The sequence below is a fragment of the Deltaproteobacteria bacterium genome (assembly GCA_016183175.1).
GTDB lineage: Bacteria > UBA10199 > UBA10199 > UBA10199 > SBBF01 > JACPFC01.
This window is the reverse complement of sequence record JACPFC010000047.1, coordinates 1-13,455: the sequence shown is the minus strand read 5'-3', so window position 1 is coordinate 13,455 and position 13,455 is coordinate 1. Positions and strand designations below refer to the sequence as shown.

Here is a 13,455-nt window from a genome sequence, read left to right as displayed (position 1 = left end):
CCGGCGACGACAATATTATTTGAGGCATCAACGATAACCGCATGGCCTTTCTGATCGCCATTCGAAGCCGAGTAGGTCCCCCAGTAATATCCATCGTCGCTGAAAGTCGAATCGAGCGTGCCGTCGGCATTAAACCGCCAGACGACCAGCATGGGGTTGAATCCCGCCGCCCAAGTGGAATATCCCGCCGCGACAATTTTTCCTTTTGAGTCGATAGCGGCCCCTTGGATAAAATCGTCGTGCGTGGCGGTCCACCGGTTTTGATCAGCAAAATCGGCCGTTGTGGTCAAAACACCATCGGTGCCAAACGAGGCATCGGGTGTTCCATCGGCATTAAAGCCCCATATCGCCATATCAGAATAGCCGGTGGAGGCTTTCTGGTAGCCGGCCAGGTAAATTTTGCCTGTCTCCGTGTTTTGCGCCACCGCTTGGCCATATTCCTGATAACTCTCGCGGTAGCCTTCGGTGGAGGCGACCCCTTCGGCATCGAACAGGGTATCCAGCGCCCCCTCGCCGGTTATCTTAAGGAGGGTGCTGTCTCCCTTTGAGCCGCAATTAAGCCCGGTCCCCCCCGCAAAGATTTCTCCTCCGTCCGCAACCACCGTGTAGGCCTTTTCAATCCCGTTACAGCCCGCCGTGGCCGCATGCGTGACAATGCCGTCGGACGAAAAAGTCGCGTCGAGGCCGCCATTATTTTTCAAACGCATGACGAACAGGTCTATGTCGCTAGCGCTCACCGATAAACCCCCGCCCACGACGATCCGGTCGCTCGGGTCGACAGCTACGGCATACGCCCAATCGGTGATGTTGGAGTTGTAGGTGACAAAACCGTCGCCGTCGCCGAAGCCCGCATCCAAGACGCCATCTTTGGTATAGCGCCAGACGGCGACGTCGGTGGAGAAATCGGCCTCGGTAGTGTAACCGGCCGCGACGATATTTCCCGCCGAGTCGACAGCCACTCCGCGGGCCTCGTCGGTGTAGTTACTGCCGACGTATCCCAAACCGCTGTGCATGACCCAACCGTTGCCGTCGCCGAATTTTGTGTCCGGAGTGCCGTCGGCTTTAAAGCGCCAGAGGGCCATTTCGTAATTGCTGCCGTTGTCCTTGTGGCTACTCCGGCCTCCCACAACATACCGCCCCTCTGCATCAACCGTTAGAGCCAGGCCGTAGTCGTAAGCCCATATATTTTGCATATCACCGGCCAAGAGATAGCCTCCCGGATAGCCTGAGGCATTGACCAGGTCGGGATCGACCAGGCTTGTGTCCAATTGACACTTTTCGGTCAACCGCAGGAGAAGGAGATCAAAATCGTTGCATCCGGCAGAGGTGCTGCAACTATCGTCAAAACTCCCCCCCACGGCGACAATCCGATCGGTGCCGTCGCTGGTATCGATCGCCAGGGCCTGGATCGCTTCGGCGGCACTGCGCCCCGGAATGCTATAGATAAAATATCCTGTGTTGTTGCAGGAGGTGTCGAGTTTTCCGTTTTCGTCCAGCCGCCAGATGATCAGATCCTTGCTGTCGTAGTCGGACGTATTGCCGTCCCAATCGTTATTATAGGTATAGCCGGCGGCGACAATTCTCCCCTGGGAATCGACCGCCACCGCCTCCCCCTTGGCCCCTTCGTTTTTGGGACCGTCGCCCGGCTTGGCGACACCACCGGACCCAAAGGAGGGATCGAGCGTCCCGTCGGGGAGAAAACGCATGACCATCATGTCGGTGGCGCCGTCGGTGCTCCCTGTATGTTGGTAAAAATCATCGGAGGTCCCACTGGTGGTATAGCGGCCGACGGCGACGATTCTTCCCTTACTGTCCGGAGCCATGGCGTAGATGGCATCCTGCCCATTTTTATCCGTTGCCCCTTCCTCATCGTTGTCCACCACGACAATCCCGTCGCCCCCAAAATCGCCGTCCGGATAATAACCCTCCTTGCCTCCGGATGCGCCGGCCGCGGTGACACAGCCGGAATCGGCGGAATCGATTTTTCCGTCGGCATCGTCGTCGAGTCCGTTGGCGCAATCGGCCTCGACGGTTGCGCCCGCAAGACAGGAGGGGTCGGAATAATCGGGGAACTTGTCGCCGTCATCGTCCTTGTCGTTATAGCAGGCGGTGCTTCCAGCGGGGGCATTTCTTATCCCCGGTTCGGTCGTCTCTTCTTCGTCGTGTTCTGCAGGGGCCTCTTCGTCTGAAGGGCTTTCTTCGCCGGTCTCCTCTTCTGTCGGCGTTTCTTCCGTGATTTCGCTCGGAGAGACAGTGGCTATTTCCTCTGAAGGTTCGGTTGGCGAGGTCTCGTCGATGTCGACTGAAGTCCCCGTCTCTTCATCGGTTGCCGGAGCTGTTTCAGAGGCCTCCTCGGCGGTGGCTGCAGACCCTGTTTCTTCTTCGACGGTTGGAATTGTGTCAATTGATGGAGCGGCGGTTTCTTCGTCGGCTGTATCCGCTGTTTCTTCCGATGTCTCTTCCGTTTCTTTGCCCGATTCTTCCGTGCCGGTGGCCGTGTCTTCTTTGGAACAGCCGGAGTAATTGGATAGAACGATGAGAAGTCCCAGGATGGGATAAAAGAGCCTGAAAATTTTGGAGATCCGGACTGCGGCCATAAAAACTTCCCGATCTCCACCCCAACAGCTTAAACTTTTCAGTGCTCGTCGCCCAAGACGGCGGCACCGTAAAAATAACAACCTGCTTGATAGCCGGTTGGAGAATCGTAGGTATTCGACCATGACACCCGAAGATAGTAGAGCGTCCCCGGTTCCACGACGGTGGAAAGGTTGTTGAGACTGATCGTCTGTACAGATTCAGAAAGTGTTGATGGGGATATTGAACCGATCACTGTAAAATCATCCGTCTGGCCGGATGTTAATGGGTGGCTGACTAAAGCAATGGTGAGAGTGGCTCTATCGATGCCACCCATATTGTTAACTACCGCCGCATCAATCTTTTTTATCATTGCCCCGCCCTTCACATGAATGGGGTAATAGGCGACGGCTTCATCATTAGTACCCATAGCGGGCTCGGCATATAATTCATAAAAGGAGAACTTCTCCTGGTAGGAATATTCCGTGGCATCGAAACGGTAGAGGGCCCTGAGTTCTTGCGCCCAACTTGATGGGACCGAAAATATCCCGACAAGCAAAAGGGTTAAAAACATGTTTTTCATAAGGTGCGACGCCTCCCCTTTTTTAAAAAGCTGTTTCCCTTCTTTTTCCTACATCTCTCTATGCCTCGCAAAACTCGTTCCACAGTCTCAAAATTTGATATTATTTTTTATTGCTAATTATTTTATATGGTTAGAAGAGAGATAGAGATAGAGAGAGAGAGAAAGAGGAAAAAAAACCGGTCAAAATGATAATTTTTTGACGTTTTTCTCATTATGAGTCGTCAATTCTTTGACCATGTTTTCTGAAGAAAACATGGGTTTTTAGGTTTTGAGAGTCAGCGGCGTGACGTTCGTCGTGAGTTGGTTACGGTATCCGGCACTCCTGGGCCAAGCGGTGGAAAGGGAGAACGCGCAAAGGAAGGGTGGCGTGTTCGTAATCGGCCGATTCGCGGTGAACAAGATAACACCGGGGAAGAGACAGGCGCTCTGAAAAGTAGGCGATTGCGGGATTTACCGGTTTGGCCCGTAGCTGGCACTCGACGGCAAAAAGCGGCCTGTTTTGCTTAAGGACGACAAAATCAACTTCGCGCTTGTCGGTATCGCGCAGATACCGCAATTCCATGGGATACCCCTCGGTATCCTCGATAAAATGACAATACTTCAAGAGCTGACAGGCAACAAAATTTTCAAAGCGGTCCCCCGGTTCTTCCACCATCGACCAGTCCCAAAGATAGGCCTTCATTTCTTTTTTTACCGCCCGAATTTTGGGAGACCCGAAAGGGGCAATCCGAAAAAGAACAAAGAGCCTCTCCAATATGTTGAGCCAGTTTTGGACGGTTTTATGGGCCACCTGCAGATCCTCTCTCAAGGCATTAAGCGACAAGGGGGAACCAACCAGTTCGGGCAGACGCTCGGCCAGCCTTCCGATCAGCATCACCTCCTCCACTTTTTCAAGATCGCGGAGATCGTCGCGCAACACCTGGTGCATCCGTTCGCGTTGCCAGCGTCTTAATTTTTTTTCCGACTGGGAAAGAAAGGGTTCAGGAAAACCGCCGAATTGAAGAAGCGACTCTACCGTTGCCGGATGATGCCGGCTGTCAACCTCCGCGAGGCTCAAAGGGTGGAGGCGAAAAAAGTGGTATCGGCCCGTCAGAGCGTCTCCCCCCCGGCGATACAGGTCAAGACGGGCACTGCCCGTTACCAGATATCGGCGCCTCGATTTTGTCTTGTCGTAGAGCCCCTTAAGCCAATTGCGCCACCGTTTGTATTTGTGAATTTCGTCGAAAACAAGCAGTTTCCGGTGAGGAGGAAAATGCCCGCCAAGGAGCCTGTGCCGGTCTTTTTCGTCATCCCAGTTAAAATAGGCCGGATGCGATTCGTCCCCGCCCAACAGACCAAGGGCCAGGGTGGTCTTGCCCACCTGACGGGGGCCCGAGAGGAAAACCATCTTTTCCTTCAGATCGGCCTCGATAAAGGGCTTAAGATAGCGGTTTTTCAGTTTATCGAACATTTTGACAGCTATACAAAATACTCATGAGTAATTTTAATATGTGTATAAAATGACAGTGTACAAGAAAGAAGTCAATCCGGAAATGCATGGGCTTTTTACCTTGACAATTCTCTCTCATTTTCACTAGATAACCCCCCTTCGTATGACAACTTACATGGCAAAAAAAGGGGAGGTGAAACCGCAGTGGTTTCTTATGGACCTGGATAACCGCGTGCTGGGGCGGGCGGCCACGCAAATCGCCAACGTCCTGCGCGGGAAAAACAAGCCGCAATACACCCCTCATATGGATACCGGCGATTTTGTCGTGGCCGTGAACGCCTCCAAGGTCCGCCTGACGGGAAATAAAAAGGAAGAAAAGGAATATTTCCGGCATTCGGGCTACCCCGGAGGGATCAAGTCGGTGACGGCAGGGAGATTGCTGACGACGCACCCCGACCGGATTATTAAAGAGGCTGTTGCCGGAATGCTTCCAAAAAACAGCTCCCGGCGCCATTATCTGAAAAAACTCAAGGTCTTTGCCGGCGCGGATCACCCACACGCCGCGCAGAAACCACTGGAATTGAAAATATAATATGCCAACCGCTCCCAAAAGATTCTTCGGCATCGGAAAAAGAAAAACCGCCGTCGCCCGTTTGTACCTGACCCCCGGCACGGGGGACATTCTTGTCAACGAGCGGCCGTTTGAGCAGTATTTCGGCCGGGCCACCCTCCGGATGGTGATTCTGCAACCGATGGAGGTCACCGGCAATGTGGGAAAATTTAATGTCACCGCCACTGTCTTTGGGAGCGGCCCTGCCGGCCAGGCGGAGGCGATTCGTCACGGCATTGCCAAGGCGCTTCTTTCTTTAAACCCCGACTACCGCAAACCCCTCCGCAAAAACGGATACCTCACCCGCGACTCCCGCGAGGTGGAACGGAAGAAATACGGCCACCGCAAGGCGCGGAGAAGCACGCAGTACAGCAAGCGTTAATTTCAAACTTTTACTTTTTGGCCCTATTCTGTTAATCGTCTTCTGCAATCTCGTCAGAGCAATGTCAAATGTCAAAGTCCAAATGCCAAAGGAATGTCAAAAATCCAAAACATTTGAACTTTGAACTTTGAACTTTGACATTTATGCCAAAGAAAATCCCCATCGCCGTTATTGGTGCGACCGGTTACACCGGTGTTGAATTGGTGCGCCTGATGACCCGGCACCCAAACGCGGAGATTGTCGCCGTCACATCGAGGCAACAGGCCGGACAAAAAATTTCGGCCCTCTTTCCGTTTCTCACCGGACTTTGTGATCTGACCTACGAAGACTTGAACATCGATCAGATGGCCAAAAGGGTTGAAACCGTTTTCCTCTGCCTGCCGCATCACGAATCGATGGAAATCGCCGCCGGTTTTCGAAAAAAGGGGGTGACGGTTCTGGACCTTTCGGCCGATTTTCGGTTGAAAGATGCGGCGGTTTACGAAAAATGGTATGGGCCGCACACGCAAAAAGAATTGCTGAAAGAGGTGGTCTATGGGCTTCCGGAATTTCACCGGGAAAAGATCAGGAAGGCAAAGTTGATCGCCGTTCCCGGTTGTTACCCTACAAGCATTCAATTGGGGATCGGCCCTCTTGTAAAAAAGAAAATGATTGAGACAAAGGGAATCATCTGCGATTCCAAATCGGGGGTGAGCGGGGCGGGGCGAACGGCCAAGATTGACACCCTCTTTTGCGAGGCGCATGAAAATTTCAAGGCCTACAATGTGGGAAAACACCGGCACACACCGGAGATGGAGCAGGAGCTGTCGCTCTTGGCTGATGAGGAAGTGACGGTCTTATTTTCTCCCCACCTTCTGCCGATCGACCGGGGGATTCTTTCCACTATTTACTGCGAGCCGAAGGCAAAAACTTCGACCGGCGAATTGATCAAATTCTATCAGACCTTCTACAAAAGCGAACCATTCGTTAAAATCCTTCCCGATGGGACGCTCCCTTCAACCAAGAATGTCCGGGGGACAAACTTCTGCCACATCAGTCCCCTGTTTGACGAGAGGACCGGAAAAATCGTCATCCTTTCCGCCATCGACAACTTAACCAAAGGGGCCTCCGGGCAGGCGGTGCAGTGCTTTAATCTGATGCAGGGGTTTCCGGAAGAAACGGGACTGACAAATCCCGGTTTTGTTCCTTAAGGACTTAAGGGGGCCAAGCCCACTTCCTTGAGACCTTCTCTCCAGTGCAAGGCACGTACAGAACCGATTTTTTTGGCAATCGGGTCGAGCGACCAGCAATAACCTTCCCCCTTTTTGAAATCTTTAAGAAACCGTTCCACGGTGCGCGTGTCACGTTCGTCAACATTGCCGCTTGATTTAATCTCTACGAGAACAACGGGCATCCCCGGCCGTTCAATAATCAAATCGATTTCGGCCCCGTCTTTTGTCAGCAGGTAACTGAACCGGAAATCGCGCTCAAGGTAAGCATTCAGCCGAACCGCCTCGAGAATCACAAAGTGTTCAAAGGCCTTCCCGTAGCCGTACGTATTTGGAACCAGAGGTTGAACAACGGTACCGTCCAGTGACCGCTTGATGCCGAGATCGAAGTAATAGAACTTTGAGAAGCCCACCAGCGTATCCTCGAGAATCTGAAAATACGACTGGATGGTTACCGTATCCACCCCCACATCGCGGGCAATGTTCGAATAATTCGCAATTTCCCCGTTGTGCTGGGCGGCAATTTCGAGAAACAGGCGGAAGGGGTTCAGCTTGCGGATAATTTGTTCGGCAACGATTTCTTCTTTTAAGTAGGTTTGTGTATAGGTACGCAGGTAACGGATTTTGTCGGGCGCGTCGGCGGTGTGATAAAGCAGAGGCAGACTCCCCCATTGGAGAACCTGTTCCAGGGAGAATTGTTCATTTACTGAATCTTGCATATCGGGGTGATACTCTCTAGCACGTTTCATGCGGACGGGAGTGTCACTTTTATATGCGCTACGCAGTAGTTCGCAATGCGTGAGGGGAAAGAGATGAAACATAAAGGCCCTGCCGAAACATAAAGGCCCTGCCGGCCAGAAGGTTGGCGTTTCCCCTTTTCAGCTTTCGGGCGGACGAGCCGGTCAAGGCAAAGAGGGTTTTGTGTTTTTCGATACAGAGGTGGGCCACGTCGAGAAGCTTCGGAACTTTTTGAATTTCATCGATGATCACCCAGGGATTTTTTTTATCCATCCCCTCGATTTGGGCGAGAAGCGATCCGGGATTTTTGGAAAATTTTTCCTCTTCATCGGGGTTGAGAAGGTCGATATAAAGGTGAGGGATCGAGGCAAATTCTTGGCTGAGCCAAGTGGATTTGCCGGTCCCCCGAGCCCCGAATAGAAAAAAACTGTTGTTTTTTCGTATAGTTAACAATCTATTGAACATACTCAATAAATGTACGACTTTTATTGAGTACGGTCAATTTTATTTTAAAAAAAATATTAAATCTGATTCCCATAACTTATCAGGTCTCCTTGCGGCTAATAGGGGAGAACTTGAAGGAGAAGAAGGGGCCATTGCTCATTTTCAGAAAGCGGTGGAGTACAATCCCAACTCGACAGCGGCCTGGTCCAACCTCGGACAGGCACTGGCAATAGCCGGAAAAGAAGGTGCTTCAACCAAGGCTTTTGAACAGCTTTTGATTTTATCGAATGAACCGAAACCAGAGGTGTTATTTAACATCTTCTGCATGGGTTTCCGGAAGAATTGGGGCTGACAAATCCCGGCTTTGTTCCTTAACCAAAGAAAAAAGAAAAAATTTATCCAACAGCCATTGACTTTCTTCAAAGCATCCAGTAACGTTTAATTCCAGCCGGCAGTTGAAACCCGACAAAAAATGACAAAAAAAGTCTCCCCCCCGAAAACCAAGTTTATTTTTGTGACCGGCGGGGTTGTCTCCTCTTTGGGCAAGGGCTTGGCCTCCGCCTCCATCGGGGCCCTTCTGGAAAACCGTGGCCTCAAAGTTACCCTTCAAAAGCTCGACCCCTATATTAATGTGGACCCCGGCACCATGAGCCCCTTTCAGCATGGCGAGGTCTTTGTGACGGATGACGGCGCCGAAACGGACCTCGATCTGGGGCACTACGAGCGGTTTGTCAGCGCCCGGATGTCCAAACTCAACAACTACACCACCGGCCGAATCTACAACTCGGTCATTCAAAAGGAACGGAAAGGGGAATATCTGGGGAGGACCGTTCAGGTCATTCCGCACATCACTGACGAGATCAAGGGATGCATCATGAAGGGGGCCGACGGGGCTAGCCCCAATGGGGCCGACGTGCTGATCGTGGAAATCGGCGGAACGGTGGGGGACATCGAAAGCCTCCCCTTTCTGGAGGCGATCCGTCAGTTCAAGGCGGATGTCGGAAAACAGAATGTCCTTTACATCCACCTGACGCTCGTCCCCTACATCGGCGCCGCCGACGAGCTGAAAACCAAACCGACCCAGCACAGCGTCCAGAAACTCCGCGAGATCGGCATCCAGCCCGACATCCTCCTCTGCCGGACCGACCGCCCTCTCTCCAAAGAGGTCAAGGCGAAGATTGCCCTCTTCTGCAACATCGACCCCGACTGCGTCATGACGGCGCGCGACGTGAAATCGGTCTACGAGGTGCCGCTCTGTCTCCATGATGAAGGGATCGATGACAAAATCGTCGAACTCTTGAACATCTGGACCCGCACCCCCGACCTCAAAGACTGGAAAGAACTTGTTTCAAAAATACAAAAAACCTCCAAACCGGTGACCATCGGCATTGTGGGAAAATATGTCAATCTGGTGGACGCCTACAAAAGTCTGAATGAGGCGCTCTATCACTCTGCCTTCAACCAGGATGCAAAGCTGACGCTTAAATTCGTCGACTCGGAAACACTGGAGCACAACTCTGCCGATTTGGAAGAGGTCTTCGGCGACTGTGACGGCATTCTGGTCCCCGGCGGCTTCGGCAACCGCGGGATTGAAGGAAAAATCAGGGCGATTCGCCATGCTCGCGAGAACAAAATCCCCTACTTTGGCATCTGCCTCGGAATGCAGTTGGCGGTGATGGCCAACTCCACCGAGTTGGATCCGGCCACCCCCCATCCGGTGATCGACCTGATGCAGGAGCAGAAGGCGGTGGTCAACAAGGGGGCCACCATGCGCCTGGGGGCCTACCCGTGCGTCCTCGAAAAAGGGTCACACGCCTTCAAAGACTACGGCGAAAAAGAGATCTCCGAGCGCCATCGGCATCGCTACGAATTCAACAATGGCTACCGCGAACGGCTCGCCCAAAAAGGGCTCTCGGTCACCGGGGTCTGCCCCGAAGGGGATCTGGTTGAAATTATCGAACTCAAAAAACATCCCTGGTTTGTCGCCTGCCAGTTCCACCCCGAATTCAAGTCGCGCCCCATGCGCCCGCACCCCCTCTTTTTCCACTTCGTGGAGGCCTCTTTGGCCTTTTCTGCCCAAAAAAAATGGAGGGGGTTAAAACAGGCCGAGCCCTCCCCTCAGGTGGAGGCGATTCTTCATAAAAAAGCAAATAAATCCGCTTAGTTACTTCTCTAAAAAAGCTCCGGAATCATCCATCAGAGACCATCGTCAAGCTTGACATTGAAGGATGCCGGTTCTAAACTGGCATTAAAATTGCTTATACGTTATGGCCATAGAACTAAGACAGAGCCTTAAACTCTCCCAACAGCTGGTCATCACCCCCCAGCTTCAGCAAGCCATCAAATTATTGCAACTCTCCCGCCTCGAACTGGCGGAACTGGTGGAAGAGGCGCTCCTCGAAAACCCGACATTGGAAGAAACCACGCCGGCAGAGGACGACGAGGTCCCCAAGGATGTCGAGCAGGAGTTGGAGGCCGAATCCCCCCCCGACAAGTCGCATGAAGGGGAACCGGAGGTGGGGACAAAAGAGGGGGAATTAAAGGAACCAAAGGAATTCGATTGGGAGAATTACATCGGCACCTACAATGCCCCCGGGGAAGAGACCCGGTCGTTTGCCCCCGACGAACTCCCTTCTTATGAAAACTTCATCACCAAACCGGCCACCCTGCAGGATCACCTCGAGTGGCAGTTGCGGATGGCCCCCATTTCGGAGCATGAGGAGGAGATCGGTCTTGCCCTTATCAACGCGCTGGATGAAAACGGTTACCTGACCACATCCCTTGAAGAGCTGGCCGGCCAAAACGGTTCTTCGGCGGAGGAAGTGGAAAAGCTCCTCACGGTGATCCAGGAATTTGACCCCTTGGGCGTCGGGGCGCGCGACTTGAAGGAATGTCTTTTGCTCCAGGCGCGCCCTTTCAGGGAGGAACGGCCGTTGATTGAGGCGATTATCAGGGATCATCTCCATCTTCTGGAAAAAAGGGATTATCCCACAATCGCCCGAAAACTGAAGGTGTCGCCGGCAAAGGTGGCCTCCGCGGCGGCGATTATTCACGCCATGGAGCCGAAACCGGGCAGACCCTATGGGGGCGAAAACCCCCAATACATCACGCCGGATCTCTACGTGTACAAGGTCGGAGATAATTACGAGGTTGTCCTGAATGAAGAGGGGCTCCCAAGGCTTCAAATCAGCCGATTCTACCGGAGCATGATCTCCGGCAACGGCGACCCGAAAGGCGCCGAAAACTCAAGCGGGGCGAAGGGATATGTGCAGGACAAGCTGAAAAGCGCCCTCTGGCTCATCAAGAGCATTCATCAGAGGCAACGCACCCTCTACCGCGTCGCCAAGTGCATTGTGAAATTCCAGAGGGATTTTCTGGAAAAAGGGATCAACCATTTAAGGCCGATGATTTTGAAAGAGGTCGCCGATGAGATCGGCATGCACGAATCTACGGTGAGCCGCGCCACCAACAACAAGTTCATCCATACCCCGCAGGGAATTTTCGAGCTTAAATTCTTTTTCAACAGCCGGGTGGCGTCGTCAAACGGCGAGGACCTCGCCTCCGAAACGGTGAAGGAAAAAATCCGCCGGATCGTGGAGGGGGAAAACGCCCGTCACCCGCTCTCCGACAAGAATATCGCCGACACGCTCTCTGCCGCGCACATCCATGTGGCCCGGCGTACGGTGGCCAAGTACCGGGAGGTGCTGGGCATCCTCCCCTCGTCGCGGCGAAGACAACTTTATTGAGTTTCAGTCGTTCTTTTAAAACAAACCCCGCAGTTACAAGGAGGAAAACCGCCATGAATGTTACCGTAACCTTCCGTCATATTCAGGCAACCGAGGCCATCAAAACCCATGTCGAAGACAAGCTCGATCATCTGAAAAAATACCTCATCCGCCCCATCGAGGCGCACGTCATTCTTTCCGTGGAAAAATTCCGCCACAAATGCGAAATCACGCTGACCGCCCGCGACTTTCGCGCCATGGCGCTGGAGGTGTCGGAGGACCTTTACGCCTCCATCGACAAGGCGGCGCACAAGTTGGAAAGACAGGTAAGAAGGCACAAGGAAATCGTCAAGGAGCACAAAAACCATCTCTCGGTTCATGCCCTGGCCGGCCAAGTGGAGGAAGAATATAAAGCTGTGGAGGAAAACCTGTAAATCCGTCAAAAAGCCGTTGCATTTTGGGGGGAGGTATCCTATAAACACCCGTTCAATCGCATGAAATTAAAAGAAATCCTCAAACGGAACGCGGTCTTGGGTGATTTGCGCGCCACGGAAAAAAAGGGGGTTTTGGAAGAGCTTTCGGGGCTTGTCTCCAAGGCTTGGCCCGATCTTTCCACCGACAATGTCCTTCAGGTCCTTTTGGAGCGCGAAAAACTGGGCTCCACCGGCGTCGGGAACGGCGTGGCCATCCCCCACGGCAAGGTCGCCGGCCTAAAGGCCATCGTGGCCGCTTTTGGCCGGTCCCCGAAGGGGGTTGAGTTTCAGTCGCACGACCATAAACCGGCCAGACTCTTTTTTGTCCTTCTTGCCCCGGAAAACGCCGTGGGAAATCATCTCCAGGCACTGGCCCGCCTCTCGCGCCTCCTGAAAGGGGAAACGGTGAGGAACCGCCTCATCGAAGTGAAAAGCGAAAGCCTCTACGACCTCCTCATTTCTGAAGACGAAAAATTGTAAAAGCAAGCGAATCATCCGGCTTTGCCGGTGATTCGCGCGGGGTTTGGGGCCATTTGAGGCCCGAAATAAATAGACGCGAATAGCATCAGCCGGGCCGAAAGGGCCCCAAATATAATGCTCAGTATCGAAGTCAGCGAACTTTTGAAGGATAAGGAGGCGCATCTCGAACTGACCCTTGTCGCGGGCAAAAAGGGAATCCGCAAAAAAATCAACATTCCCCGGATTCAGAAACCGGGTCTGGCCCTGATCGGCGACACCTCAAAGCTCCATCCCGGGCGCGTCCAGGTCCTGGGCAAATCGGAAATCACCTATTTAAAATCGCTGGGGGATGCAAAAACCACCGACATCATCAAAAAAATCTGCGACGTGGAAATTGCCTGTTTTGTCGTCACGCGCAACAACGAGCCCCCCAGAACCCTTCTGGCCCAGGCCAACCGGCATCAGATTCCGGTCTTTAAAACGCCGCTCATCACCTCCACCCTCATCAACCGCCTGACCCGTTTTCTGGAAGAACGTCTGACCGCCAGTATGGTGATCCACGGCGTGATGATCGATGTCTACGGCGTGGGGATCCTCGTTATCGGAAAAAGCGGCATCGGGAAAAGTGAATGCGCGCTCGACCTGGTGCTCCGGGGGCACCGGCTGGTGGCCGATGACGTGGTGGAAATCAAGAAAAAGCCGCCCGCCACCCTCTACGGAATGGGCTCGGAGCTGATCGAACATCACATGGAAATCCGGGGCTTGGGAATCATCAACATCAAAGACCTCTTCGGCGTCGCCGCCATCCGCGACCGGAAGCTGGTGGATAT

At 53.1% G+C, this 13,455-nt stretch carries 14 protein-coding genes; 9 read left to right on the top strand and 5 right to left on the bottom strand.

What is annotated here, in order from left to right; all coding sequences use genetic code 11:
- The 3 genes from HYU99_05680 to HYU99_05670 all read right to left on the bottom strand — a co-directional run.
- Positions 1 to 2,597 (bottom strand): hypothetical protein (locus HYU99_05680; GenBank protein ID MBI2339838.1); only part of this gene is annotated, 2,597 nt, incomplete at its 3' end.
- A 38-nt stretch (positions 2,598 to 2,635) separates the two neighbouring features.
- On the bottom strand, positions 2,636 to 3,157 hold the full coding sequence (locus HYU99_05675; GenBank protein ID MBI2339837.1) for a hypothetical protein: 522 nt from the start codon (positions 3,155 to 3,157) through the stop codon (positions 2,636 to 2,638).
- A 304-nt stretch (positions 3,158 to 3,461) separates the two neighbouring features.
- Positions 3,462 to 4,607, bottom strand: a complete 1,146-nt coding sequence (locus tag HYU99_05670; protein ID MBI2339836.1) for an ATP-binding protein — start codon at positions 4,605 to 4,607, stop codon at positions 3,462 to 3,464.
- Positions 4,608 to 4,749: 142 nt separating this feature from the next.
- Here HYU99_05670 and rplM point away from each other — a divergent pair, with 142 nt between their 5' ends.
- From rplM to HYU99_05655, 3 genes are all read left to right on the top strand, one after another.
- Positions 4,750 to 5,178, top strand: a complete 429-nt coding sequence (rplM, locus tag HYU99_05665; protein MBI2339835.1) for a 50S ribosomal protein L13 — start codon at positions 4,750 to 4,752, stop codon at positions 5,176 to 5,178.
- A 1-nt stretch (position 5,179) separates the two neighbouring features.
- Complete coding sequence (gene rpsI / locus HYU99_05660; GenBank protein ID MBI2339834.1) at positions 5,180 to 5,578, top strand: 30S ribosomal protein S9; 399 nt, start codon at positions 5,180 to 5,182, stop codon at positions 5,576 to 5,578.
- A gap of 143 nt (positions 5,579 to 5,721) precedes the next feature.
- Entirely contained in the window at positions 5,722 to 6,768 is a 1,047-nt protein-coding gene (locus HYU99_05655) for an N-acetyl-gamma-glutamyl-phosphate reductase (GenBank protein MBI2339833.1), read from the top strand.
- Here the strand turns inward: HYU99_05655 and HYU99_05650 are convergent.
- Together HYU99_05650 and HYU99_05645 are read right to left on the bottom strand one after the other, a co-directional pair.
- Positions 6,765 to 7,535 carry a DUF4143 domain-containing protein gene (locus HYU99_05650; protein ID MBI2339832.1) on the bottom strand — a complete coding sequence of 257 codons (771 nt, stop codon included), beginning with the start codon at positions 7,533 to 7,535 and terminating at the stop codon, positions 6,765 to 6,767. The two genes, HYU99_05655 and HYU99_05650, sit on opposite strands and share 4 nt — an antisense overlap.
- Before the next feature lie 28 nt (positions 7,536 to 7,563).
- The gene (locus tag HYU99_05645; protein ID MBI2339831.1) at positions 7,564 to 7,989 is read right to left on the bottom strand and encodes an AAA family ATPase; all 426 of its coding nucleotides are present in this window, start codon (positions 7,987 to 7,989) and stop codon (positions 7,564 to 7,566) included.
- On the opposite strand from HYU99_05645, the gene HYU99_05640 reads away from it, so the two are divergent.
- From HYU99_05640 to hprK, 6 genes are all read left to right on the top strand, one after another.
- Positions 7,982 to 8,320, top strand: coding sequence for a tetratricopeptide repeat protein (locus HYU99_05640; GenBank protein MBI2339830.1), 339 nt, complete (start codon positions 7,982 to 7,984; stop codon positions 8,318 to 8,320). The two genes, HYU99_05645 and HYU99_05640, sit on opposite strands and share 8 nt — an antisense overlap.
- A gap of 120 nt (positions 8,321 to 8,440) precedes the next feature.
- Complete coding sequence (locus HYU99_05635; protein MBI2339829.1) at positions 8,441 to 10,132, top strand: CTP synthase; 1,692 nt, start codon at positions 8,441 to 8,443, stop codon at positions 10,130 to 10,132.
- Between the two features lie 103 nt (positions 10,133 to 10,235).
- Positions 10,236 to 11,714 carry an RNA polymerase factor sigma-54 gene (gene rpoN / locus HYU99_05630; GenBank protein ID MBI2339828.1) on the top strand — a complete coding sequence of 493 codons (1,479 nt, stop codon included), beginning with the start codon at positions 10,236 to 10,238 and terminating at the stop codon, positions 11,712 to 11,714.
- Positions 11,715 to 11,767: 53 nt separating this feature from the next.
- The gene (raiA, locus tag HYU99_05625) at positions 11,768 to 12,127 is read left to right on the top strand and encodes a ribosome-associated translation inhibitor RaiA (GenBank protein MBI2339827.1); all 360 of its coding nucleotides are present in this window, start codon (positions 11,768 to 11,770) and stop codon (positions 12,125 to 12,127) included.
- A gap of 60 nt (positions 12,128 to 12,187) precedes the next feature.
- Positions 12,188 to 12,646 carry a PTS sugar transporter subunit IIA gene (locus HYU99_05620; GenBank protein ID MBI2339826.1) on the top strand — a complete coding sequence of 153 codons (459 nt, stop codon included), beginning with the start codon at positions 12,188 to 12,190 and terminating at the stop codon, positions 12,644 to 12,646.
- A gap of 114 nt (positions 12,647 to 12,760) precedes the next feature.
- Positions 12,761 to 13,455: HPr(Ser) kinase/phosphatase (hprK, locus tag HYU99_05615; protein MBI2339825.1), on the top strand; the 695-nt coding region annotated here is incomplete at its 3' end.

Excerpts from the sequence above, each read along its gene's own strand:
- HYU99_05670 (MBI2339836.1), bottom strand. The coding sequence starts at position 4,607 with ATGTTCGATAAACTGAAAAACCGCTATCTTAAGCCCTTTATCGAGGCC.
- HYU99_05635 (MBI2339829.1), top strand. The coding sequence starts at position 8,441 with ATGACAAAAAAAGTCTCCCCCCCGAAAACCAAGTTTATTTTTGTGACC.
- rpsI (MBI2339834.1), top strand. The coding sequence starts at position 5,180 with ATGCCAACCGCTCCCAAAAGATTCTTCGGCATCGGAAAAAGAAAAACC.
- HYU99_05620 (MBI2339826.1), top strand. The coding sequence starts at position 12,188 with ATGAAATTAAAAGAAATCCTCAAACGGAACGCGGTCTTGGGTGATTTG.
- HYU99_05650 (MBI2339832.1), bottom strand. The coding sequence starts at position 7,535 with ATGAAACGTGCTAGAGAGTATCACCCCGATATGCAAGATTCAGTAAAT.
- rpoN (MBI2339828.1), top strand. The coding sequence starts at position 10,236 with ATGGCCATAGAACTAAGACAGAGCCTTAAACTCTCCCAACAGCTGGTC.
- HYU99_05675 (MBI2339837.1), bottom strand. The coding sequence starts at position 3,157 with ATGAAAAACATGTTTTTAACCCTTTTGCTTGTCGGGATATTTTCGGTC.
- raiA (MBI2339827.1), top strand. The coding sequence starts at position 11,768 with ATGAATGTTACCGTAACCTTCCGTCATATTCAGGCAACCGAGGCCATC.
- HYU99_05645 (MBI2339831.1), bottom strand. The coding sequence starts at position 7,989 with ATGTTCAATAGATTGTTAACTATACGAAAAAACAACAGTTTTTTTCTA.
- rplM (MBI2339835.1), top strand. The coding sequence starts at position 4,750 with ATGACAACTTACATGGCAAAAAAAGGGGAGGTGAAACCGCAGTGGTTT.
- HYU99_05655 (MBI2339833.1), top strand. The coding sequence starts at position 5,722 with ATGCCAAAGAAAATCCCCATCGCCGTTATTGGTGCGACCGGTTACACC.